This is a genomic window from Sphingobacterium sp. NPDC055431 (genome assembly GCF_053644255.1).
Genome location: NZ_JBSHLH010000018.1, coordinates 1 through 23,194 on the forward strand (window position 1 = coordinate 1; position 23,194 = coordinate 23,194).

Annotated in this window: 24 protein-coding genes; 1 reads left to right on the forward strand and 23 read right to left on the reverse strand. The window is 37.3% G+C overall.

Annotated features, from left to right (window positions below):
* Window positions 1-334: 334 nt before the first annotated feature.
* The 14 genes from ACWIB3_RS14720 to ACWIB3_RS14785 form a co-directional block, all read right to left on the reverse strand.
* A complete protein-coding gene (locus ACWIB3_RS14720; RefSeq protein WP_454291983.1) occupies window positions 335-793 on the reverse strand; it encodes a WapI family immunity protein in 459 nt (152 codons plus the stop codon).
* A 417-nt stretch (window positions 794-1,210) separates the two neighbouring features.
* On the reverse strand, window positions 1,211-2,005 hold the full coding sequence (locus ACWIB3_RS14725; RefSeq protein ID WP_093099804.1) for a cation transporter: 795 nt from the start codon (window positions 2,003-2,005) through the stop codon (window positions 1,211-1,213).
* A gap of 4 nt (window positions 2,006-2,009) precedes the next feature.
* Complete coding sequence (locus tag ACWIB3_RS14730) at window positions 2,010-4,181, reverse strand: TonB-dependent receptor (RefSeq protein ID WP_093099806.1); 2,172 nt, start codon at window positions 4,179-4,181, stop codon at window positions 2,010-2,012.
* 531 nt (window positions 4,182-4,712) lie between these two features.
* Window positions 4,713-5,744 (reverse strand): ACR3 family arsenite efflux transporter, encoded by a 1,032-nt coding sequence (gene arsB, locus ACWIB3_RS14735; RefSeq protein WP_093099809.1) that lies wholly within the window; start codon window positions 5,742-5,744, stop codon window positions 4,713-4,715.
* 6 nt (window positions 5,745-5,750) lie between these two features.
* Window positions 5,751-6,242 (reverse strand): GNAT family N-acetyltransferase, encoded by a 492-nt coding sequence (locus tag ACWIB3_RS14740; protein WP_093099810.1) that lies wholly within the window; start codon window positions 6,240-6,242, stop codon window positions 5,751-5,753.
* Between the two features lies 1 nt (window position 6,243).
* Window positions 6,244-6,855 (reverse strand): arsenate-mycothiol transferase ArsC, encoded by a 612-nt coding sequence (locus ACWIB3_RS14745; RefSeq protein WP_093099812.1) that lies wholly within the window; start codon window positions 6,853-6,855, stop codon window positions 6,244-6,246.
* Between the two features lie 105 nt (window positions 6,856-6,960).
* Window positions 6,961-7,506, reverse strand: coding sequence for a metallophosphoesterase family protein (locus ACWIB3_RS14750; protein WP_229678254.1), 546 nt, complete (start codon window positions 7,504-7,506; stop codon window positions 6,961-6,963).
* A 143-nt stretch (window positions 7,507-7,649) separates the two neighbouring features.
* Entirely contained in the window at window positions 7,650-8,711 is a 1,062-nt protein-coding gene (locus tag ACWIB3_RS14755; protein WP_093099813.1) for an ArsO family NAD(P)H-dependent flavin-containing monooxygenase, read from the reverse strand.
* Between the two features lie 53 nt (window positions 8,712-8,764).
* Window positions 8,765-9,238 (reverse strand): DUF6428 family protein, encoded by a 474-nt coding sequence (locus tag ACWIB3_RS14760; protein WP_045754520.1) that lies wholly within the window; start codon window positions 9,236-9,238, stop codon window positions 8,765-8,767.
* 54 nt (window positions 9,239-9,292) lie between these two features.
* Window positions 9,293-9,862 (reverse strand): hypothetical protein, encoded by a 570-nt coding sequence (locus tag ACWIB3_RS14765; RefSeq protein WP_454291984.1) that lies wholly within the window; start codon window positions 9,860-9,862, stop codon window positions 9,293-9,295.
* The gene (locus tag ACWIB3_RS14770; RefSeq protein WP_093099816.1) at window positions 9,862-10,188 is read right to left on the reverse strand and encodes an ArsR/SmtB family transcription factor; all 327 of its coding nucleotides are present in this window, start codon (window positions 10,186-10,188) and stop codon (window positions 9,862-9,864) included. The genes ACWIB3_RS14765 and ACWIB3_RS14770 overlap by 1 nt, the downstream gene beginning before the upstream one ends.
* A gap of 580 nt (window positions 10,189-10,768) precedes the next feature.
* The gene (locus ACWIB3_RS14775; RefSeq protein WP_454291985.1) at window positions 10,769-11,752 is read right to left on the reverse strand and encodes an ABC transporter permease; all 984 of its coding nucleotides are present in this window, start codon (window positions 11,750-11,752) and stop codon (window positions 10,769-10,771) included.
* A gap of 53 nt (window positions 11,753-11,805) precedes the next feature.
* Window positions 11,806-12,402: an ABC transporter permease gene (locus ACWIB3_RS14780; protein WP_454291986.1), complete on the reverse strand. Its 597-nt coding sequence runs from the start codon at window positions 12,400-12,402 to the stop codon at window positions 11,806-11,808.
* A gap of 34 nt (window positions 12,403-12,436) precedes the next feature.
* Entirely contained in the window at window positions 12,437-13,234 is a 798-nt protein-coding gene (locus tag ACWIB3_RS14785; RefSeq protein ID WP_093099820.1) for an ABC transporter permease, read from the reverse strand.
* Window positions 13,235-13,963: 729 nt separating this feature from the next.
* On the opposite strand from ACWIB3_RS14785, the gene ACWIB3_RS14790 reads away from it, so the two are divergent.
* Window positions 13,964-14,299, forward strand: a complete 336-nt coding sequence (locus ACWIB3_RS14790) for an NAD(P)H-dependent oxidoreductase (protein WP_197700960.1) — start codon at window positions 13,964-13,966, stop codon at window positions 14,297-14,299.
* Here ACWIB3_RS14790 and ACWIB3_RS14795 read toward each other — a convergent pair.
* The 9 genes from ACWIB3_RS14795 to ACWIB3_RS14835 all read right to left on the reverse strand — a co-directional run bounded on the left by ACWIB3_RS14795 (window position 14,277) and on the right by ACWIB3_RS14835 (window position 23,143).
* A complete protein-coding gene (locus ACWIB3_RS14795; protein WP_093099822.1) occupies window positions 14,277-15,338 on the reverse strand; it encodes a fatty acid desaturase family protein in 1,062 nt (353 codons plus the stop codon). The two genes, ACWIB3_RS14790 and ACWIB3_RS14795, sit on opposite strands and share 23 nt — an antisense overlap.
* Window positions 15,339-15,389: 51 nt before the next feature.
* A complete protein-coding gene (locus ACWIB3_RS14800) occupies window positions 15,390-15,512 on the reverse strand; it encodes a hypothetical protein (RefSeq protein ID WP_261771989.1) in 123 nt (40 codons plus the stop codon).
* A gap of 306 nt (window positions 15,513-15,818) precedes the next feature.
* Window positions 15,819-18,017, reverse strand: coding sequence for a glycosyltransferase (locus ACWIB3_RS14805; RefSeq protein WP_157739590.1), 2,199 nt, complete (start codon window positions 18,015-18,017; stop codon window positions 15,819-15,821).
* Between the two features lie 483 nt (window positions 18,018-18,500).
* Window positions 18,501-18,734: a response regulator transcription factor gene (locus ACWIB3_RS14810; RefSeq protein WP_157739592.1), complete on the reverse strand. Its 234-nt coding sequence runs from the start codon at window positions 18,732-18,734 to the stop codon at window positions 18,501-18,503.
* 278 nt (window positions 18,735-19,012) lie between these two features.
* On the reverse strand, window positions 19,013-19,225 hold the full coding sequence (locus ACWIB3_RS14815; RefSeq protein ID WP_454291987.1) for a hypothetical protein: 213 nt from the start codon (window positions 19,223-19,225) through the stop codon (window positions 19,013-19,015).
* A 446-nt stretch (window positions 19,226-19,671) separates the two neighbouring features.
* Complete coding sequence (locus ACWIB3_RS14820; RefSeq protein WP_261771990.1) at window positions 19,672-19,797, reverse strand: hypothetical protein; 126 nt, start codon at window positions 19,795-19,797, stop codon at window positions 19,672-19,674.
* A 1,021-nt stretch (window positions 19,798-20,818) separates the two neighbouring features.
* Window positions 20,819-21,292, reverse strand: a complete 474-nt coding sequence (locus ACWIB3_RS14825) for a Dps family protein (RefSeq protein ID WP_093099830.1) — start codon at window positions 21,290-21,292, stop codon at window positions 20,819-20,821.
* A 33-nt stretch (window positions 21,293-21,325) separates the two neighbouring features.
* Window positions 21,326-22,105: an SDR family NAD(P)-dependent oxidoreductase gene (locus ACWIB3_RS14830; protein ID WP_086946681.1), complete on the reverse strand. Its 780-nt coding sequence runs from the start codon at window positions 22,103-22,105 to the stop codon at window positions 21,326-21,328.
* A 123-nt stretch (window positions 22,106-22,228) separates the two neighbouring features.
* The gene (locus ACWIB3_RS14835; RefSeq protein ID WP_045754273.1) at window positions 22,229-23,143 is read right to left on the reverse strand and encodes an AEC family transporter; all 915 of its coding nucleotides are present in this window, start codon (window positions 23,141-23,143) and stop codon (window positions 22,229-22,231) included.
* Window positions 23,144-23,194 lie beyond the last annotated feature (51 nt).

A 23,194-nucleotide genomic window follows, 5' to 3' on the forward strand; every position in this document is an offset into this window, starting at 1 on the left:
ATATTATTTATCAATATATTTTATTCCTTTGTGAAGCGAATCACTGAATAAATAAAACGTAATTACTTGATAAGGTTAAATGGTATTCCCTTTCAGAATTACCACTTTGAATATACGCCAAACCAATCTACTATTAAAACGGTTTCCCGTAATTATTTACAGAGCGTCACTGATAAAAAAACTCTTAATTCTTTTTAATTTCAAAAATACACCTTCCTTCCATAAGAGTTTGGTTTCTATTGATCTAAAAAGCTTCGAAGATGGCATTGAATCGACCTATCAACTTTTTTTCAATTACTTTCACTAAAGTTTTTGGATAGATAAACTAAGAGAATTAATCTTTATTATCTCCAACAATAGGGTATTGCTTTAAGATATCATCCAATATTTTAATCAATGGTTTTATATAAGTTTGATCAAATAGCATTTCATATTTAAGTTTTGCTGAATAAATTCCAGGTTGATCAATACAAGTAATTTGTATAGTAAAGTTGCCTGTATTATCGCCCTCAAAGATAAGTTGCAAATAACCTTCTAAATCGTTAAATATTATTTTCTCATTTAGGTTATTGTATAATTTGCTTAAGTCTTCTTTTAAATTCTTAAAATCAAAAGTTGTTAGGTCAGTTTCATAGGATCCTATAAAGCCTCCGGCTTTTACTTCAATGCGAGTGTTTATCACATTTTTATCCCAATCTAAATCAGAAAAATAAATGATACGGTGAATTGGAGTGATTCTAATAAAATTACCAGAAGCATTAATCTCAAATTTTAGGTCTTCATCGAGTTCCATCGCACTTTTCTAAGTTATTCAAATATAAAATTTTGAACATGAAAAATTATTTAGGATAAAATCAATCAAAAAATTGATATTCAGAAATTCTTTTTGAATATCATTGTTTCTAAAAGTATAAACAAAAAAACCACCTCTATTATCTAGAGATGGTCTTCAGTGACCCCGCTGAGGCTCGAACTCAGGACCCACAGATTAAGAGCCTATAGGTCTGCATTCGTCAACAAGGTTAAAAATCTTTGTTTCCTGCTTGCTAGAGCAATTTATGTGTTTTTTTTCAGTAATCAAAATTTAGCGCTGTGACTTATTTGTGACGGTTTTCAGATAGTTTAATATTCTATTGTTACCAACTCTTGAGTTCTGAAGAGAATATCGCTAAAGATCTTTCGTCAGTATTTGCGTCTGAAGTTTACAAATTTATTTCGCGATATTTAAAATACGATATGCTCCTCTGGCTACGATAACAAATACAATTGCACCAATAATCAAGTCAGGATACCCTGAATCCAGCCAATTAACTAATAATCCCGCGACAATAACTCCCGAGTTTATTATTACATCATTTGACGTAAAAATCATAGACGCTTGCATATGTGCTTCTTTGCTTTTATTCTTTTGTAATAAATAAAGACAAAGTACGTTAGCCATCAGTGCTAACACAGAAACAATAATCATGGTTTTAAAATCGGGCATTTCTCCCAAACCAACAAAACGCCTGACTACTTCTACAAAGCCGATAACTGCTAAAACGATTTGAAAGTAACCAGCAAATTTAGCAATGTTGTTTTTTCGTACAATCGTGCCACCAACTGCAAACAAAGCCAATGCATAAACTATGCTATCTGCAAGCATATCCAGACTATCTGCTATCAATCCCATTGAGTTGGAAAAAATACCGAACAGCATTTCTAATCCAAAGAAGAGAAAATTAATAACCAATACTGTGAATAATAGCTTCCGTTGGTTATTGCCAGTATCTATTCCATTAACTACATCAGTTTCCTCGGTTGAAATCAATGTGGTATTCAGGTTTAGGGTTTCCAAAGCCGAGAAAACAGGTTCCGGGCCTCCATTGTGAAAAACACTCAATTTTCTGTTTGGAATATCAAATTCCAATGATTTTACCATGTCGAAGTTCTGCAACTTCATACGGATTAACTGCTCCTCGCTCGGGCAGTCCATTTTAGTGATATTAAATATTGTTTTATTCATCAGTTTAAAGTTTAACTTTTATACCGCCGTTGATCACGAATCCGTCCAATGGTGCGTAAATGTCATTAAAGACAGGATTTGTAATTGTACCAGTATAAATAGTATCAAAACGTGTCTGCCTTGTGTCAAGGAAGTTCTCAAAATTAAGATACAGGGAGAACCGTTCCCAGATCTTTTCAGCCATAAAGCCACAGGTCCAATAGTCCTTTCCGGTTGTTCCGCCGTTCAGTATTTGGGGACTGAAATAATAAGCTTCCAAGCCAATCTTCCATTTATCCTCTACTTCATACATCAAAACAGAGTTGATTCGGTGTTTTGGTGTCAGAGGATTATCTGTATTTCTTCCGTTTTCAAGCAAACGTGTATCGGTATAAGTATAGCCCAAGAACATCTTTAAATCATCATAGCCGATCTTTACGTTTGTTTCGGTCCCTTTTGTATGGATGTAACCCGGTGAATTGACGAACTGATAAAGATCTGGCAATGCATTTTGAAGCAACAGAGGATTATCCAGATAAGTATAAAAAAACAATTGATTTATGCTGAAAGTCCAATCCTCGCCAATATTAGTGCGGTAATTGATGTCTGCATTTGCTCCATAACTTTTTTCCAATTTATTGATCTCGTCGTCAATTGGCATTGCTTTGCGATATTGTATGCGTTCAATTTCTTCTGTAAAAATGGTTGGCGTCTTGTAGCCAAATCCACCACCGACACGTGAAGTCAATCCGTTTGCAATCTTAAACAATGCCGATACTCTTGGTAAGAACACAGCGCCATAATCTATAACATAGTCTGCCCTTAAGCCCGTTTCCAATTGAAGCCAATCCGTGACCTTAAAAGAATTTTGAACGAAAGCCCCGAATGTGGTTTGGTTATAATCCCTCAACGGAAATGGGGTAATCTGTTTTTCTTTAAAATTGTCCGTCCAAATATTAAAGCCTGTTACCCACTCTGATTTTTCTTTGCAGTGGCTATAGCTTGCTTCCGTAAAAGTAGCGGTTTGCGTTCCCTCAAATTCGTAATTCGGAATAGCCGTATTCCGGTTAAAATAACTTACGCTGTTTTTTAATTTTACAGAACTGTTTTCGTTTACAGTATGGTCAAAAACAAATTGAGTAGAATAACGCTGTGTTTTGTTTTCTTCAAAATATTGATGGATGTTATCTCCGTTTCCTTTGATGTAAAGCATATCGCCACCCAAGCGGTTTTCAATGGTGGTATTAATACCAAAGTTCATTTTTGTTTTATCATTGAAGTAAACAAATAACTTAGGGTTCAGTACATACCTTTCAAACTTAGGGATTGCCGAAAGTCCTATTTTTGCGGGATCATAAGCCCCGTTGCGATTATGCGAAGCGAAAATGGTTGTTCCAATCTTCTTAAACTTCTGTCCATAAAAACCGTTAATGTCCAATCCTCTGCCCGACGTACCGTTTAAGTGAAAACGCATATCCCGTTCTTCCGTTGGTGTTTTGGATATGAGATTTACCAAACCTGCTATTGCGCCGCCACCATATAAGGTAGAGGTTGAACCTTTGATAACTTCGACCTGCTTTAAGTCAAGCGGTGGAATTTGCAACAAGCCCAATCCGCTTGAAGCACCCGAATAAAGAGGGAAGCCGTCTTTTAAAATTTGTGTATATCGTCCGTCGAGCCCTTGAATACGAATACTTGCGTTGGCACTGATGGGTGAAGTTGTTTGTACGTGAATACCTGTGCTTTCACTCAAAAGCATGCGGATATCCCCCGCTTTCATATTGCCCTTTTCGTCCAGTTCCTCACTTCCGATAACCTCAATACGGGTCGGCGTATTTTGTATGGTCCTCGTACTTCTTGTAGATGAAATTACGACTTCCTCCAACTTTTCGCTGGCTTCCTCCAGCAAGATCTCAATAAAGCTTGTGTCCTCTAACGGAAATTGAAATGTATCAATACGCTCATTAAAACCAACATAGCTGAACTTTATAGTTTGCGATCCATCGGGAATATCGATCAACGTAATTTTCCCACTTTGATCTGAAGTTGCCGCAATTTCGGTTCCTACTACCTCCGAAGTAACGCCAATTAAAACTTCCTTGTGTTCACCGTCTTTAACTACGGCCTTAAAAATACTTTGGGCGTAACCACAAAGATTGAATGTCATGAATAATGACACGATGAATATATTTTTCATGAAATATGCTTAATATTATTGTAAAGGAGAAATATAGTTGGAAAGTGCTGTTCCTACCTTTTTGTGCAGAGCACGGTATATTAAGCTAACTGTGGCGGATGCCAAGTAGAGTAGGGAAAATCTAAAATCGTCGGAGCAGATAATGAACCCAATTTTATTATCTGTAATTTTCCGGGCGAAACTAATGAAAAACAAAAAGAAGTTACAACAAAGCCTGTACAGGTATTGCACTTGGAAAAAGGAGAACAACAGGACATTCCACAATCATCGTCATTTTGGTGTTGATCTTCTGTTGACATGCATGTTTGTTCAAGACATTTATCCTCAATAAAGCAAGGTGAGGCCGATAAGACCAAGACCATTATTGCCATGATGAACGATAAATACCTCATTGCGCAAATTTATTAAATTATGTTGAATTAATTGATTAAAAATAAGGGGGAATAAGCCTTTTTTTAATCATAGGTAATAGAACAACAGGGACACAAAATTATTTCAGGTGATCGAACTAAAACTATGCCCCCGAATGTTCTAGGTATAGTATTTTTTCTTTAACCAAAGGCTGGCCCGAACCAAAAGTATTAAAACAGGAACCTCGACTAAGGGACCAATAACACCAACAAATGCCTGAGGAGAATTGATGCCAAATACTGCGATGGCGACAGCAATTGCCAGCTCAAAATTGTTTCCAGTAGCCGTAAATGCAATGGATGCATTTTTATCGTAGGGAACCTTCATTGATCTGTTTACAAAGAAACTCACAAAAAACATCAGTACGAAATATATTATCAGTGGTATCGCTACTTTTACTACATCCATCGGCAGTTCCACTATTTTTTCACCCTTGAGGCTAAACATTAAGACAATCGTGAACAATAGGGCATACAATGTTATGGGTGATATTGTGGGAATAAACTTTCTATTGTACCATTCTATCCCGTTTGACTTCACTAAGATATATCGGCTCAAAAAGCCCGCAAGAAAAGGAATACCCAAATAAATCAATACACTTTCTGTGACATCCTTCATTGAAACACTGACATCGAAGTTGGCTAGTCCTAATTTACCTGGCAGTACATTGATAAATAACCATACAAAGAAGCTATAAGTAAATACCTGAAAGATACTGTTTAAGGCGACTAATAAGGCTGCGTATTCACGGTTTCCTTTAGCGAGATCATTCCATACAATCACCATTGCAATACATCTGGCCAAACCAATAAGAATTAATCCGATCATATAATCCGGCTCATCTCTTAAAAACAAAATGGCAAGGATAAACATTAAAATAGGGCCTATGACCCAATTCAATAATAGAGATAGACTGATTACCTTTTTATCCCTAAAAGCAGTAGGTAAAAGGGAATAATCAACTTTAGCGAGTGGCGGGTACATCATTAAGATTAGTCCAATGGCTAATGGAATGTTAGTTGTACCTATAGATAGTGAATCCATTACTTTTGAAGTGCCGGGAAATAAAAAGCCCAGGCCTACGCCAACTGCCATAGCGAGAAATATCCAAAGTGTTAAGTATCTGTCGAGAAATTTTAATTTTGGCTGCATATTATTTTAATTTATTCCTATTGTTTTACTTCTTCTTTCCATAATGATCGTGTCGCGCCAGGTGTCTCCCAGTTTTCCTATTTTTTCACGGAAACCGACTATTCTAAAACCATAGCGCTGATGAAGCGCTACTGTTCCTTCATTTTCAGGAAACATTCCACTTTGAAGCATCCAAATTCCATAAGCTTCGCTTTCTTCAATTAGCTTGGCCATCAAAGTCTTTCCGACTCCTTTTCCTTTATGAGAATTAGTAACGTAAATACTTACTTCTGCAACACCTCCGTAAACGCAACGGTCGCTCACTGCCGAAAGGGCTGCCCAGCCAACGATGATACCATCAACTACTGCTGCAAACCTGCTGTGTTTTAGTTTACTTTTATCCCAATCTTCCCACGCTGGGGCTGTTGTTTCAAAAGTGGCATGGCCTGTTTCAATGCCTTCTTTGTATATTCTGGAGATATTCGAATAATGCTCCTTACCGATTGCTGTTATTTCCATGCTATTTGTTTACCAGTGAAAAAACATAAAACATTTCTGCTGCAATCTGTAAGCTTCTTTCTGCGTACACCTCTGTTTGCTGTGGAGTGTTATCTGAGACTTTAGGATCATCGTATTTTATCGGGAATCTTGCCTCTGCTCCGAAAACCAAAGGACAGCCTTCATCTGCATTGTTACAGGTCATAATGGCACCGAATTCATTTTTTGGATTAAATTCGCTGTTATACTCTTTGGAAAAGCAGATAACCGCGGCCTCATTTTCGGCATATTTAATTGCATAGACAGGGTTTTCTGTTCCGCTGAGCTTCTGAATCTGAAACCCCTGATCGCTCAATGTTTCTGCCACTTTGGGAAACATTGCTGTTGCCTCAGTACCACCTGAATAGCAAAACACATTAGTAATTCCAAAATGATAGGCCATTGTCTGGGCCCAGATCTGTGATAAATGGCTCCGGCGGCTGTTATGCGTACAGATGAAATTTAACCGGATTGTCTGGTTCTCTCTTACCTTCCTCTGTATGTAGTCTGCCAGGGGCTGTAAAACTGTTTTTCTTTCTTCTGAAATACTATTTGTTAAAATAGACTCAATGGTCGTTATAATTTTGTGGTTCATTTTTATGGTTTAAGATTAATAGCCTCTTCTTAGATTTTCTGCATATTCATTGGGCAGGGGGCTTTCTTCTACTGCCTTAGCTGCTTTTCCAACGTCATAATCAAATCATATAAACTCGACACCGATACTTTCTTTGTTCAGTATAGAGCTGTTTTCATTGATGGTCAGCATGACATAAGCACCGCGGACATCAGTATCCTTGGGCTTACCAACCGAACCGATATTGACCGCATGACGATAATGAGCCTGGTCTTCGGATCCAGAATTTAAAATGCGGTGGTAAGGTTTGTGCGTATGGCCGAAACACATAATATCTGCATCAGCCTGCTCCATAATCCTGAGCATACTCTTTTCCTCACGGTCTTCAAAAAGATATTCATTAATCTTTCTTGGGCTGCCATGCACCAGAAGCAAATTGAGTTTATCTTCATTCAACTGAAACTCAACTTTGATGTGGGCAGGGAGCGTGCGCAAATAGGCACGTTCGTCGTCCTTCATGATAGAATTTGTAAAAGAATTGGAGATATTGCCATTGTCTTTTTCACTATTGGTTTTATAGGCACAGCCACATTCATTGCTCATACGTCCGATACCGAAGTCGTAATTTCCTGCAATGGTTGGAATTTTCCGCTTACGGATTTCGTTAATCACTTCGTTTGGCCATTATTGTAACCTACCAGGTCACCCAAACAATAGATACTATCTGGATTTCTTTTATCGACATCTTCAAAGAAAGCTTACAAAGCGGGTAAATTGGCGTGTATATCGCTGAATAATGCAATTTTCATATTATATTAGTTACTATTTTTTAAAAATTCTTCAATCTCAAGTATTGTTTGTTTTGCTGTTTTATTTACACCTATGATTGTGGCGGATGCATAACCGGTCCAATTGCCGTATCCGACGAGCCACAATCCGGGCATTTCTAATGATTTACTTTCACTGGTCTTTGCAACGCCCTTTTCGTCTATGTGTATCAATGATTTCAGATAAGAAGTATCATAACCGAATCCTGTACACCAAATAATAGCATCAAATTCCTCCTTGTCCCCACTATGCCAAATCACCCCCTTATCATATAACTTATCGAATGTGCCGCTTGACACTAATACGCCTCTGCTTTGGGCCTCTTTAACAGATGGAACCATGACGATATTTCCTAGATTATACTGCGATGCATCGAAGGGTTTGCCTTCTTTTTCGGCCTTGTATCGCGCCGAGGCTACGTTAAACAGATAATATCCGTCTACTTCATCAGGCAAAAATTCAGGTTCCTTTTTGGTTGACCATTTTACAGCGGTAACTTTTGAGACCTCTGCGACAATCTGGGCACCGGAGTTACCTTCGCCTACCACCAGCGTTTTCCGTCCAGTAAAGTCTTTTGGATTTTTATACTTTCCTGAATGAATTTGAAGCCCCTTAAAATCTTCTATTCCTGCTAGCTTTGGAATAGCCGGATTGCCCCATGTCCCAGTTGCCGAAATAACTGTTTTAGCTTTTAAAGCCCCCTGATGGGTAAGGACCTTAAAAACAATCCCATCCTTTTTAATTTCAACAACTTCAACACCCCTCCTCACATTCAGTTGATAATGCTCTTCGTACTTACGCAAATAGTCAATTGCTTCTTGTCTGAGCGGAAACCGATGCTCAGATTTTGGCATCAGCCATCCCGGTAAAGAGCTGTAATCTGCTGGAGAGAATAGGGTCAGGCTATCCCAGCTATGGAGCCAGGCACCACCAGGAATATCCTGTTTATCCAGTATAAGATATTTCAGTTTTGCCCGCCTTAAATAATATCCACATGCTAGCGCACTTTGGCCTCCGCCAATAACAATAACATCAAAGATCTCATCCATTGATTTAGCTTTAATACATGTTATTTAAAAGACATCTGACATTCTACAGCGAATTAGCAACATCCTCCACCCGGTGTACACGAATTATTTTCAGTACCTGTAACTACAGAAAGATTTATCTTTTGCTTTTCGGAAGGTATCCCGCATGCATCCTGTGCAAGACAGGCAGTAGTCTTACTTTTCAATATAAAAGTTTTGCCATTGAATTCCAGATCATATTTCCCAATTGTGTCACTTTGATATTCCACTTCGATCTCGGCATCTTCCATGCCTAATTTTTCCTCCGAAAGGCTGATAATATGTAATAATTTTCCGGGTTTTAATCGGTGTTCATAATCATCGGCGTTCCATAGCTGAAAGTTCACGGCCTTTTCATCACGTATTACACCACCGCAGTCAATGAATCTTTTATTGATCTGGCCGACTTCGGTCACATGGAAATGCTCTGGTACAAATGTTCCGTTTTCTAATTGAAATTCAACATTCTTCAATGTTGGAAGGATTTCTTTGATTTCTGATAATTTCATTGTTTTATATTTTATAGTTATAATGCAATATTGCGATAAATTCAAGCAAATTTTTTAACAGCACTTTAGCTGTAATTTATTAAAATACTTACTGAATCTGGGAATGTAAAGCAGCACATGTAAGAGGCTTATGATAATCGCTCCCGGCAGTAGATTTTTAGCTATAATTTGGAAAGTATCATAGCCTGCGCTATGGCTAAACTTATTTACTAACGATATACCGCTAGATTGAAAATCGAGTTTGATCACTAAAAATATGGCAATAGCGGCAAAATGTAAGCCGTTCACCAGCAGATGGATAATATATTCCCAACGGGGAAGTCCACCCATAAATTGTCTGCTGTCTTTTTCCACATAAGCATCCAACACCAATGTAATGATATCCGCAACAATCAAAAGGCATCCGAATACAAACAGGTTGTTTTTTTCGATATTTATAAATAAAGAGACAAGTATACCTGTAAATAAAAAGGCCCGCATCGTATGAATAAGATGTTCAAAACGGCTTTCCTTATGTTCATAGAGGCGATATTTGTAAAGATGCAAAAATACACCATCAAATACTGCCAATAATGAATAGCTGATCAGGAATACCGAAGATACAATGAAAGCAGTTTCCATCATTAACAACATTTTTGATTGGTTACTGTAGAAATTATTTTTGAAAAATACTCTTTCAATATATTGAAAGTATTTTCGTCAATACAGTAGCATACAGATGTTCCCTCAATGCTCCCTTGTATTAATCCCGCATTTTTTAATTCTCTCAAATGCTGTGATACGGTTGGCTGTGCTAGTGGCAGCTCATTGACAATATCTCCGGTGATACAGGTATTGACTTTTAGCAGATATTCTATAATAGCAACCCTTGCAGGATGGCCCAATGCTTTAGCAATAACCGCAATCTGGTTTTGGCGGTCCGTAAAATGATCTGTCTTTGTTGCTCCCATTTTTAAATTATTATATTGCAATATTACGATATAATAATGAAACAAAAAAATAATAAATGCAATTTTATTTTGCCATGATCATAAAACTAGGCCGTATAGGGAAAAATGTTAAAAAATGGAAGACACTTTGGGTCAAAAAATTGTATGAGTTGATTCGTGAGTTTTCGAGATATATACTGTTTATTTTCTACTTTTTTTCCGTGAATGTTTTTGTGCCGTTTTCACCATCTTTTAATACAGCATTCAACAGGAATCGAAAGCAAGTGCAATTTTGGCAATTTTGTTTATCATGGACCCACAGATTTTGAGTACACAGGTCAGCGTTCGTCAACAAAGTTAAAAATCTTTGTTTCCTGTTTACTATAACAATTTATGAACTTCTTTTTATTATTTAAAATTTACAGCTGTGACGTATTTGTGACTATTTTCTTACTAGAATTTCTAAGATTCATAAATATTTGTAAATAGCAACAATCAACGGAAGAAATAAGTCTTAATGAGTTATGTCTATGGCCATAAACCCTTTCCCTCTCTCAAATATCATATTTCATATCCATTCAAGGCCTTTGTACTTGCATCATCACTCATCCCTCAAGCTATCCACCGGATTTACTCTTGCGGCTTTGATTGCCTGATAGCTCACTGTGATTATAGCAGCGGCAATTGCAAATAATCCGCCAAACAAAAAAAGAAACCAAGAAATCTCTATTCGGTAAATAAAATCTTCTAACCACTTATTGCATGCCCACCAAACAACTGGTGAAGCGATCAGGATCGCAATCAAAACCATTTTCACAAAATCTTTTGAAAGAGGGCCGACAATACCTGAAATTGATGCACCCAAAACTTTCCGAATGCCAATCTCCTTAGTCCTTTGAAATGCAGTTATTGTTGCTAGGCCAAAAAGTCCTAAACAGCTTAATAGGATAGCAATTGCTGTACTGATATTTGTGATTTTCTGAAGCTGCTCTTCTTTTTTATAAAGGTCTAAAATGGTTTCATCGTAGAATTTGTAATCAAACTTTTCTACCGGAAAGAATTCTGACCATTTAGATTTAATGCTTTCAATCGTTTGGCGAACATTTTTACTGTCAGAGTTTGTTAAACGAATATTAAAAGTGCTCTTATTCCATTTTTCACTCATTAATGCTAATGGTTCTATTTTCTGATAAAAATCACGGGCATGAAAGTCTTGAATCACACCAACGATTGGAAAATCCTGGCCTTTTTGCCCAATGATCTGACCTATTGCATCCTCAGGTTTTTTGAAGCCAAAAGCATGCATAGCAGATTCATTGATAATGTAGGAGTTCGTTGTGTCCGATGCACTTAAGTTTTTTCCTGCCAATAGTTTTAAATCATAAAACTTTACATATTCAGAATCCACAGATTTCCTAAAAACCTGAGGTATGATAGTCTCAGAATTTTCACTAGACTTCAATGGCATTGCAGATGAACTAACCCTATTTGATAATGGTGGATTACCTAGGGTCATTTCTTTTACACCTGATAACTTTCTGAGTTCTGTGGCCAATGTTTGTTTCTTACTGTCAAAATTCTCCATACTAAATAACCGGTATGGAATGGCCACAATGACTACCGCATCTTTATTAAAACCTAAATCTTTTTTAATGGTGATTGTAATTGCTGCCCTATAATAATCGCCGCCACGATAAATACTTGTGCAATGATAAATTGAAAGACAATCAATGCCTTTCTAAGATTAAAACCGCCTTTTTCAGAATTCAAACTGCCCTTGCTTCTGAATATATCGATAGCATTGACTTTAGTGATCAGCCAGGAAGGGTAAAGTCCTGCTGTAATCAAAGTAAAGAGTAATACCATAAGAATAAAACCTCCAAAGATAATTGGACTGTTAAATTCTTTTGCTCCTTGACTAATTAAATCTCCCAATAGTCCTAATCCTAATTTTGAAACAAAATAGCTGGCAAGCAAAGCAATAGTTATGATGGTGCTAGTTTCCATCATCATTTGAAGAATGATGCTGTTTTTTGAACTCCCTAGTGTTTTTCGAATCCCGATCTCTTTCGAACGTTGCGGTATTTGGGCAGTAGTCAGATTGATATAGTTTATGCAAGCTAAAACCAATAGGAATATTGAAACAGCAGTTAACCCATACAATACGTTTTTACTAGTTTTCTGGATATTTGCTTCATCGATGTAAGTTGAAAAATGGGATTCTTTTAATGGCAATAATTCTAATTTTCTTGACCATGTATAATAGGCTTTACCTCTTGTAGAAACTCTTGATATTTTTTTCTACAATATTATTGATCTGATTAAAAGCATCATCAGCTTGTTTCTGACCAATTGCTTGAAAATAAATCCGATCTGATGAATTGGTATTGGTCCACTCACCTATATTATTGTCCTGTTCTCTTTTTTGTAATAAAATAAATACCTCACCATTAAATTCTGACGGGTAATCCAATGCTGCTACAACACCTGAGACTGTTTTTTGGATAGTATCCGAATATATTAGAGTCTTCCCGATTATGTCATTATAATCCATGTTTGGAAAATAAAATTTTGCCCTATCCTCCGTTAGTACGACCTGACTAGGTGAAGATAATGCCCCGTTTTTATTTCCAGCCAACCACTTGTAACCAATCATATCAAAATAGGAGTTCTCCGTTTGTATGATCTGATTTTCGTATTCCAACTCCTCCACTCGTTTAGCTTGACCTTTACTATCAGGTATGGTCACCAACTCTGTATAGAATTTATATACTGGAACTGCACGTTCTAATGATCGCACATCATCTCGAAGAGCAAAGAATATGGGCCGTGAAGCACCTCCATTCCATGTGTCTTCCTCCTGCTTACCGAAATTTATTCGACTAACTATTCTATAGATATTTTCCTTATTAGGAAGTCCGCTTTCATACCTCAGTTCATAATTCACAAACTTAAATATCACCCAACAGGAACTAATTCCTATAGTCAAACCAAGAATGTTTAAGAAAGTAAAGAGCTTATTTCTCTTTAAATGCCTGATGCTATTTTTGAATAATAATTGGAACATATCGAATGTTTTAATTAACAGGAAGTTGACCAAAAAGTCATCTCCTAAAAATATTCTTTAAACTAAAAGCAAAAAACAATTTATCTGCCAATAGTTTAATGATTTGTATTTCAAACGTTTATGGTTTGTTTCGGTTAAGTTGCTGTCCATTATCGGACATTTTGTTGTTCGTAAATGAACGTAATACAGTTGAGCCAAGATGGAAAGGATTGGAGAATAACAAGATTTGGATATGATTTAGGATTTCTAATTCTTATTGCATTACCCTCTGAGGTTCTCCTCTATCGATTCAATCTTCTACAAATATTTCACCTCTGTTAGGGGTATTCTAAACAAACTCTAGCTCTAAAATCATTTCATAAAAAATTGAGATCTTGCCATTTGGCAATTCCCTTTCTTTCATTATCAGTAGCTTTGATTTTACTCTAACTTGATCACCGAATTGAAAGGCACAAATACAGAAAACCCTGATCCTTAACGGAAACCGTGTCGTAGATAGCAAAAAATGGAACTATATAGAGATTTTTATTCGTATAGAATGTAGCATCAAGACCTAATAAAATCTTTTAAACCTATCTATTTTGTTAGCTATTGGAAACGTAATTAACTCAAATAAGTTTTGCAACTAAAACTATTATAGTATGATATTTTAAATCTTAAAAAAACAGAAATTATGGCATTAATTATACTGCCACATCCACAACATTTGCTAACCCTTTTGCAAACAGAATGATTATCGAAGAATTACAAAAAAGCATTTTAGATTTAGAAATCAGGGATATTCATACCCAATATCCCGATTACAAGATTAACAAAAAAGTAGAGCACGAAGTACTATTAAGACATCAGGCGATTGTTTTTCAGTATCCAATTTATTGGTACAGTAAGTATGCTATTTTGAAGCATTGGTTCGATGAAGTATTTGAGCACCAGTTTGCGTGCGGTTCGAAAGGCGACAAACTGAAAGGCAAAAATTTCGTACCGAGCATTACGGTTCGTACATCGGAAAGAAGTTATAACGATTACAAACATCAAACGAGTGCTATTGCGACATACTGCGGATGACCCGGACATGGGACTTGAATGCCTCCCGGAATGTTCCGTACTCAACGCTCTTGATTCCGAGCTCTCTACAGGCCTCTTTTACGATCTCGTTGATAGCAGGATAATGCACATGGCAGATCTTGGGGAAAAGATGGTGCTCCAACTGGAAATTCAGTCCTCCGAGCAACCATGTCAACACCTTATCCTTAGTCGCAAAATTAGCTGTCGAATGAACCTGATGTACCATCCATTCTTCCTCCAGCTTGTCAGTAGCTATCGACTTAAATTCTGTTTCTTCGACCACATGGGCAAGCTGGAATACGGTAGCCAGACAGATCCCGCAGACTACCCCGGCCACTAACAGCCCCATCAGGGTCGACAACCATCCTACAACAATCATAGGTATGACTACAAATATACCTAGATGGAAACCTTTGCTTATCCAAAAGATAACTTTCTGTTTAAGGGGGAAAGCAAATCTTTCGGAGTTTTTACCAAGCTTTTGCCGGAAGTACTTTTCATAGTCCTGAAAGAAAACCCACGCGAGGTAAGATATACCATACAGGAAGATAAAGTAATATCTTTGATACTTGTGATAGCGCTTGAGTGGTTGATCGCGGTGAACCCGCATAAACTTGATCTCAATATCATGATCCTCTCCATCAATATTGGTGTACGTGTGGTGTGCGATATTATGCTTCAGTTTCCAGAGGTATATATTGCCCCCAACAAGGTTTAGCGAGTACGATAGCAGGGAATTTATCTTCGTATTGCGCGATAAAGAATTGTGTCCTGCATCGTGCATGATATTAAAGCCGATTGCTGCAAGATTGACTCCCAAGAGCAAACACAAAAGGATACTGATCGGCCAATATGGCTGCACAAATACCAGAATCGTATAAATGCAGATAAGTGAGAGAAAAAGGATGGTCGCCTTTAAACCGATCCGCCAATCACCTGTTTTAGATTTGCCACTCACTTTAAAATATTCGTTTATCTTTGCTCTGAGCGATTTTGAAAAGAATGAATCTTCATTGCTGAATTTGATTACTGGTGCCATGTGGAATTGTTAATGGTAATATAAAAGATACTAGCAGGCTCATATAAAGGCCTATTTCTTTTTCTTGCTAAACACATTTGTTGTTGTTTCCTTTGAAGTCGAATCTTTTTCCTGTTGGTAAGAAGATTGTGTCTTCTCTTTCGTACTTTTTGCTTTTTTCTGATCTTTACTCATGATGGGTAAATTTTATACTGTTAATTTTCGCCTGCCAATCGTTTTCTACGATTGACCATTAGCTTGTTTGACCTATCCCGGAGGGAGTCAAGAAATTTGTTCTTTCGATTTAAAAATTGTGAATTGCTTTAAAAAGAAGGGGTTGTTACAGGACAATTTGAAATAATTCAGGATAATAAATCATGCTATATTTCATGTCCGATCTGCTTATTGGTGTTAAATAAGTTGCAGACCCGTAAGTTAAAGGTAATGATTTTAATTGACATTCAGTACATTATGTTTGCTGAATAATAAGTGACAGCTCAGTTATGCATAAGGCTCCATGATAAGCCTTGCCATCAGGTAACTCAGGGTTGATTCTGCACCTTGGTTGATATTGACCGTCTCCTCTTCGAGTCCATCAAAGCAGCCTCCTGTAACAGGGTTGTAAACGATCTGTCCAAGATGGTTCCGGCCCAAGAACCATTCGAATGCATAGTGCATCATTTCTCTATAGCGATATTCCCGACTGACTCTGTAGAACCGTTCCAATGCCATGATTGTATAGGCCACATCGATAGGTTGTTCGCCTCCCTTGCTATCTGTTCCTGGAATTCCACGCTGTGCCCAACCTTTATTGGATATGACATGGATTTCGCCACCTATCATAATCTTGCCAAGCAGAAAATCAAACGATCTGTACGCAACTTCTTTATAAATGTTATGCCCCGTAACTTGGTATGTCGCGAGCAATGATTCTGGAATAGCACTGTTGCCGTAAGTCAGGTAGGACTCATACCACTGCCAGTCTGTTGAGCTCTCATGATCGTACATGGCTACCAAGCGGTCTGCCAATGTCTTCAGCACATTAATATAGCGATTGTGCTTCAGAAAGCTCAATCCTTTGATCGTAAAGGCCATTGATCTAGTCGAGTGATAGGATAGGAAATGATCCGATGTCCGTTCCAACAATTCATTTGCGAGCGCAGACAATTCTTCAGGCAGTATATCGGACATCCCGATGACCTCGCCCAATGCCCATACTGCCCGCCCATTTGCATCCTCCAGGTTTTCTTGATTATTCTGAACCGTAAAAAGGCCTTTCTTGTCCACATAATTCAGAAACGTACCGTCATCTTGTATACAGTAGGCGATAAATTGCAGGTATTTCTGTATCAGGGCAAGATCGCTGTATGATTCGAATATCCTATAGTGGTGCAACATAGCGATTAAGGCACGGGCATTATCGTCCAGAGCATACCCACTTTGCATATCGGGCGTACTGATATTGGCAAACTGAACAAACCCCATATCCGTTGTCATGCGCTGAATGTGATCCAAATTGATCGGTGGAAGAGCATATATTATCCTTCGCTGCTCGCCGACAAGATCTTCGAATAGATTGACATGTGCCAATGCGGCGTTCTGCCAGGATGTGGCCACCGTTTTTTGCAGATTGATATGGCGTATCCTCTCAAGTTTTGACGAATCCTCCAATATCTGGTTGACGGCATCCGACAGCTGACCAGGAGCTTCATAGTCGATCATGATCCCCATGTCTTCTTTCAATACTTCACGTACATGGGGTATTGGCGTTGACACGATAGGACAGCCAGAGCTCAATGCATAGGAGAAAGTACCGCTGACGGCCTGAAGCGGATCTTTTGAAGTAAAAAGGTATACATCCGTAATCTGCAGGTACGACAGTAGATCTTCAGTTGATAAAAACTCATTGACAAATCGGACGTGATCGGCGATCTGGTATCGATCCACCAATTCTTTAAGCATATCCCTATAGTGTTCTCCTTCTTGTTGGATCAGGGCAGGATGTGTCATGCCAAGAATGAGGAACATGACATTTGGTGTCCGTGCAATGATCGCTGGGAGCGCCTCCAATGTAGTTTCAATGCTCTTTCCGGGGCCCAACAAACCGAATGTGCTCAACACTTTCCGATCTGCCAGATCATAGCGTCGACGGATCTCGATCCTATCAACTGCGGGTGCTATGTGGGTACCATGGGGTATCATGATAATCTTGTCCTCCGACACTTGATAATCCTTGGACAGAATACTTGCAGAATTCCTGGTCATGACCGAGACACGGGAGCAGGCTTCCGTTAGTGCCTTCACCTTTTCAGCCAACAATAAATCTGGTGAGGGCAATACGGTATGGAAAGTAAGAACCAAGGGCTTTTCCAGATTGCTGATGAACGAGAGAAAATCCATTTCTTGATCTTTGAACAGGCCGAATTCGTGCTGGACACATACCATATCGATATCCGAAGATGTATTTATATATTCCTTAAGACGGTCAAATGAGCCGAGGTCTGAAACGTTTAGTTTAAGAGGTGTGTAAAATGGATAGATATGTTCAATTCCCTTCTCTATCGGTATGGGTATAAGGTTAAATGAAGGGAATTTATCCACAATTGCCGTCATAAGATCTGTCGTATAGGTAGCGATACCGCATGCGCGAGGGGGGAAAGTCGAAAGGAAAGCGATTCCTTTTACTGATATAAATGTCATAATCTTGAAGATTGAGCCTTGCATACTTTCGTCTCGCATTATTACAAGGTCTGCATGTAGGAAGGGGTACCAATATACGGAATAAAACAGACATTTTTAAAAAGATATTTAGTCTTCGTTTAAAACAAGTATTACTGTTCATTTTGAAAGTTTTGCTTCAATACTGTAGAGAGTTGGATATAAAAGGTCGAAAACTGAGGTCTTACACTGGAACAGATAACTTTCTAGAAATGATTCACCGAATTAATCACTAATTGTTGAAGGATCCTTTTAATTTTTGGTCCTCACCAGAAACAAAAAAGGCTGCATACTTTAAATTTGCAAACATTTTATGATTTAATCTTCGATCTTGAAGCTTTAGGGAATCAATGAACTCCATCGCTATATTAGCTAAGCACACTCATTACTATATAAAAGAGTCAAAGAGGTTTTTAAAAGTGGGACTCCCGACATTAAAGATAAAATGTTTGTGATCATTTTCCTTCAAAATATACCCTCACTGATATTACTTATGGCATTAACCCGTGTTTTGGGTTGATTCTTTTTAATGGACAAGGTATCATCAATACCATTTATTCTAGGCATGTTGATATTCGCCAAAACAACATCGACCTTGTTGGTTTCCAGAAGTGTCAGGGCATCTGCCCTGGTAAAAGCTGCCTCTATAAGTGGGGAAGACCATTCACAGTACTTAAAAGTATGCCGGAAATTGAACAATGGCGATCTGGCTTTCCGATTATGGGAAGTCTTAACAATATACGTTGCTGGCCCTCCATCGGCTGGATATCAATTTAGACTGAAAATGGAAGACAAGCAGGGAAATTTCCAGATGGCTTGGAGTAGGTATTTATAATGTATATAATCGGGTAAATCCCTTCTTTGTATAGCCTTCGGATACTCCTGGCAAGTTGGAAGTCGCAGGAATGTTCCCTATGATCTCTTTTTTCAATATCGGAATTGAACTTTAATACTATAACTGAACTATGATATTGATATTACAAAAGTTTTGCAGAAATATATGGATGGCCATAGGTGTCGAAATCCAGAATTCGGATAAATTCTTCAAGATTATTATTTCTATTTTCAGTAAGTGGTGCTGAACCTACTTTGTATTTTTTGAATTGATAAAGCTTGATAAGGATAATACCCATATCTTCATTATTATAATGGTTCAAAGCTTCATTGAATAGGGTTCGAAGATCACACATGTATTTATATAGACTCGTATCTGAGACAAGCTTTGAAATCTTGGTATCAGGTTTACGTAATTGATTTATTCTTCTTATTATCCGCTATAATTTTAAATAGCGTTCAAATTGAATGAGCATGTTAAAATGAATTTAATTGACTGAAACGTTTTCCCGCTAAAAAAAATCAACAAGATGATTATGAACTACACGATGGTTGGCAGCGAAACCCTCCCGTTCATCATCTTTTTCCTGTTGAATATAATTATCACAAAATTTTATGAAATCAATTTCTTCATATTTGTTTTTGAGATAATCACGTAAGGATTCGGCTGTAATAAAATCCAGGTTATCCTCTAGTTCGCTGATCGTTTAACAGTACTCCTTTAGCTTTTTGTCAACTATTTCAAGAACAAAAGGATCTTTAATATCAAATTCTTTTTTCCCTTTCACTTTAATGAGGTGTTTTAGGAAAGGAAGTGAGGAGTGTCAATTAATTTTTTCTCTCCTTTTTGAAAGACCCTAATTTTTACATTGTAGGTTCCATCTGCTTTTTTGTTGTGTTCATAATCCTTTGCGCTTACGGTTGTCATAATCTTTTCATTAGCGCGAAAACCTTTATGACGTATTTGTGACGGTTTTACCTGAAGTTCAACAAAAAACTGTGCAAAAACACACCATTTTGAGGTTTTTCAAAATGGGTAGGGAGTAAGTTCCAAAACCGTCCAAAAGAACGCAAAAAAGCCGTTTCAAGCAAGTAAAAACGGCTTTTTTTGACAGTGACCCCGCTGAGGCTCGAACTCAGGACCCACAGATTAAGAGTCTGCAGGCCGGCTCTCCTCAACAGGAGTAAAAATCTATGTTTCCTGCTTGCTTTAGCAATTTATGAACTTCTTTTTATTATTCAAAATTTACAGCTGTGACGTATTTGTGACGGTTGATTTAAAGGAAACAGTAAGTTATTTCAAAGGGTCCTCCAAGAAAGCTTTGAGACCTCTAATTTCCCATAATGAAGGATTACAGGTTGGATTTTTGATTAATGTTTTTAGGGAGTCTAATTGTCGATAAGTTCATTACATGCTAAAGTATTAATTCATAATATTAAATTTTATACTTGAATGAAAATTTACTAAACCATATATTTACGTTGGACCAACTGAAAAAACAGAACAAGAAATATACAAAAAGAAGCAAAAAAATTTCCTAAAACTACTTTGAGTTTTTGGATAAACTTATCACAGATGGGGTTTAGGAAACTTTCCCACCAATTTATGGAAATCAACCAAATTGCAAGTTAATTACTTCATTTATACCTTTTTATCGATTAATTCTAATAAATTTCATTAATTCTTTTCAAATATTTATAAGAAATTGTCATATGGAAACCACAATAACTTGATATTCAGACCTACCTAAGATTTTAACGTATACAACAAGATTAGGTTATTAAGCGGAATAATGCTAAATTTTAAAAACATTTGGCGAAATCAGAATTTACTAAAAAATAGAAAATGAGATCTATCCTAATAAGCTATAATAAATAAATGCAACTTGTTTAACTAAACGTTGCATTTGTTGCATTTGTTCAATAATATAAGAGATTTTAATAGATTACTACTTCAAATGTGCTCTTAACATCCACGCCATTTTTTCGTGGGTTTCAATAAATCCGGTGATGTAATCGCTGGTACCGGCATCGTTATATTTTTCCTGAACCGCATCAATACTACCCCTGATAAAATCGATTATAGTATCATGATCAGCCAAGAGTTCTGTTATAAAACCAGCACTGTCATTTTTTTGGTTAGAGACTTCGCTAAGATGCGTAAGTTCCAAAAATTCTTTTAATGTTCCGGGGGCATAATGACCTATCGTACGGATACGTTCAGCTACACCATCCATCAAGTCTGCCAATTGTTGATACTGACCTTCGAAGAAAATGTGCATAGAATGAAAGTCAGGTCCTTCAACATTCCAGTGTGCATTTCTTGTTTTGGTGTACAATACAAATTCATCTGCCAATAATTTACAAAGAATTTCGGCTACTGCCTGTCTGTTTTCGCTTTTAATTCCAATTTGCGTTTTCATTTCTTGATTTATTTATTTATTAATAATACTTTTTTACATAGTCATCCCACCATCAACAGCTATGGCTTGCCCTGTGATATGGGGAGCAGAAGCGATGAATAAAACCGCATCAGCAATATCCCCTGCACTCTGATCCACACCTTGCGGTATCAGTGTTTTCTTGTTACGTTCCCATGACTGACTTTCGGTTTCTCCGGCTTGTTTCCAGCGGTCTGCGATACCACCTTCACCACGCCACATCCCTGTACCAATGATACCAGGGCAAATAGCATTTACGGTAATTCCCGTTTCGGCAACCTCTTTTGCAATACTATTGGTAAAACCAATCACCGCAAATTTAGAAGCTACATAGTGTGATAAATGTGCCATACCCATTTTGCCGGCTATAGAGGCCGTATTGATAATGGCTCCGCTTTTTTGTGGTTTCATGACTTCTAACACCGCTTTAGTACATATAAAAACACCTTTTGCATTTACCGAAAGTACTCTGTCCCATTCATGTTCGTCTATTTCCTCGATACTTCCTATACCCACTACACCAGCGTTATTTACGGCTACGTCTAAACTTCCAAAGGTATTTATTGTTTCACTTACTGCACTTTTTACGGAAGCATAATCTGTTACGTCTACAGCCAAGGCCAAAGCTTTACCTCCAATTGCTTTGATTTCTTTAGCTACTTTTTCTACGAATTCTTTTTTTACATCTGCCAAAGCTACATGGGCACCTTTCTTAGCAAAAGTCAAAGCAATTGCTTTTCCAATTCCGCCACCTGCTCCGGTTACAAATACTGTTTTATCTTTAAAATTGTCCATATTTCATCTTTCTAAGGTTAGCTATCTGTTCTTTATATTACAAATTTACTTCATTATCAGCCAAGTCTATTTGTAGAACGATGACAAAATGATGTAGAAAAGATTTAATCATTCTAAAATCTGTCAGATAACCAATAACTGCATAATGCTGTTCCAGAATGCTGTAGTAATAAAACCAACTAAAATGCTAACTCCGATAATCAGGTTAATTAACCTCGCATTAAGCCTGAATTGTTCTGCAATAATACTGGAAGTAATAAGGGTGGGCATTGCTGCTTCAAATACGCTTATACGTGCAATATCTCCTTTAATTCCTAACAAAATTGAAGCAATTAAAACCAATGCCGGAGCAATCATTAATTTGTATAACATGGACATTGAAATCTGGGAGATTTCCTGTTTCCATCCCTTAAATTTCAATTGTAACCCTACGGAAAAAAGAGCTAATGGTCCTACCGTAGCTGCCAATTTATCAAAGAAAGGTTCAGCTATGCTCAAATCTGTCACCTTAGATAAGATAAGTGCACCCATACAACCTATAAAGGGCGGAAAAGTCAGCAATCTTTTAACCAAAACTGATGCTTTTATTCCTTCTTTATCTGAACGGTTTCCTTTAATTGCTGAAATTATACCTACAGTGGATAAAAGTACAAACATCACTTGGTCGCAAATGATGGCTATGCTTAAATCTTGTTCGCCATAATATGCCATAATCAATGGAAACCCTATAAAAGACGTATTGCTGTAACCTCCAGCAAGCTCAAGTGTACTTCGGGAGCGTTGACCATACCCTTTGTACCGGGAATAAAATTCCATAAAAATCCAGCATCCAGCCCAAACCAATATAGGAGAAAGAGCAGGAAATAACATTTGGCTGCTCCATTCAATCTTAGGAATATATTTAAAAGAAACAGCAGGGAGTGCCAGATATAAAATCCATGTGTTGATTCCCTTATGTGCATCTTGCGGAATTAATTTTGCTTTTCGAAATATCATTCCGGCAATTATGCAGAATGCTATCATCACAAAATTGACCATAATTTCAATAATATTTTAACTATGCAAAATTAGCAGATTGGAATACCGCCA

What these genes read in the sequence shown, in the direction of transcription:
- ACWIB3_RS14720 (WP_454291983.1), bottom strand. Translation starts at nt 793, where the DNA reads ATGGAACTCGATGAAGACCTAAAATTTGAGATTAATGCTTCTGGTAAT.
- ACWIB3_RS14725 (WP_093099804.1), bottom strand. Translation starts at nt 2,005, where the DNA reads ATGAATAAAACAATATTTAATATCACTAAAATGGACTGCCCGAGCGAG.
- ACWIB3_RS14730 (WP_093099806.1), bottom strand. Translation starts at nt 4,181, where the DNA reads ATGAAAAATATATTCATCGTGTCATTATTCATGACATTCAATCTTTGT.
- arsB (WP_093099809.1), bottom strand. Translation starts at nt 5,744, where the DNA reads ATGCAGCCAAAATTAAAATTTCTCGACAGATACTTAACACTTTGGATA.
- ACWIB3_RS14740 (WP_093099810.1), bottom strand. Translation starts at nt 6,242, where the DNA reads ATGGAAATAACAGCAATCGGTAAGGAGCATTATTCGAATATCTCCAGA.
- ACWIB3_RS14745 (WP_093099812.1), bottom strand. Translation starts at nt 6,855, where the DNA reads ATGAACCACAAAATTATAACGACCATTGAGTCTATTTTAACAAATAGT.
- ACWIB3_RS14755 (WP_093099813.1), bottom strand. Translation starts at nt 8,711, where the DNA reads ATGGATGAGATCTTTGATGTTATTGTTATTGGCGGAGGCCAAAGTGCG.
- ACWIB3_RS14760 (WP_045754520.1), bottom strand. Translation starts at nt 9,238, where the DNA reads ATGAAATTATCAGAAATCAAAGAAATCCTTCCAACATTGAAGAATGTT.
- ACWIB3_RS14765 (WP_454291984.1), bottom strand. Translation starts at nt 9,862, where the DNA reads ATGATGGAAACTGCTTTCATTGTATCTTCGGTATTCCTGATCAGCTAT.
- ACWIB3_RS14770 (WP_093099816.1), bottom strand. Translation starts at nt 10,188, where the DNA reads ATGGGAGCAACAAAGACAGATCATTTTACGGACCGCCAAAACCAGATT.
- ACWIB3_RS14775 (WP_454291985.1), bottom strand. Translation starts at nt 11,752, where the DNA reads ATGGAGAATTTTGACAGTAAGAAACAAACATTGGCCACAGAACTCAGA.
- ACWIB3_RS14785 (WP_093099820.1), bottom strand. Translation starts at nt 13,234, where the DNA reads ATGTTCCAATTATTATTCAAAAATAGCATCAGGCATTTAAAGAGAAAT.
- ACWIB3_RS14790 (WP_197700960.1), top strand. Translation starts at nt 13,964, where the DNA reads ATGATTATCGAAGAATTACAAAAAAGCATTTTAGATTTAGAAATCAGG.
- ACWIB3_RS14795 (WP_093099822.1), bottom strand. Translation starts at nt 15,338, where the DNA reads ATGGCACCAGTAATCAAATTCAGCAATGAAGATTCATTCTTTTCAAAA.
- ACWIB3_RS14800 (WP_261771989.1), bottom strand. Translation starts at nt 15,512, where the DNA reads ATGAGTAAAGATCAGAAAAAAGCAAAAAGTACGAAAGAGAAGACACAA.
- ACWIB3_RS14805 (WP_157739590.1), bottom strand. Translation starts at nt 18,017, where the DNA reads ATGACATTTATATCAGTAAAAGGAATCGCTTTCCTTTCGACTTTCCCC.
- ACWIB3_RS14815 (WP_454291987.1), bottom strand. Translation starts at nt 19,225, where the DNA reads ATGTGTGATCTTCGAACCCTATTCAATGAAGCTTTGAACCATTATAAT.
- ACWIB3_RS14820 (WP_261771990.1), bottom strand. Translation starts at nt 19,797, where the DNA reads ATGACAACCGTAAGCGCAAAGGATTATGAACACAACAAAAAAGCAGAT.
- ACWIB3_RS14825 (WP_093099830.1), bottom strand. Translation starts at nt 21,292, where the DNA reads ATGAAAACGCAAATTGGAATTAAAAGCGAAAACAGACAGGCAGTAGCC.
- ACWIB3_RS14830 (WP_086946681.1), bottom strand. Translation starts at nt 22,105, where the DNA reads ATGGACAATTTTAAAGATAAAACAGTATTTGTAACCGGAGCAGGTGGC.
- ACWIB3_RS14835 (WP_045754273.1), bottom strand. Translation starts at nt 23,143, where the DNA reads ATGGTCAATTTTGTGATGATAGCATTCTGCATAATTGCCGGAATGATA.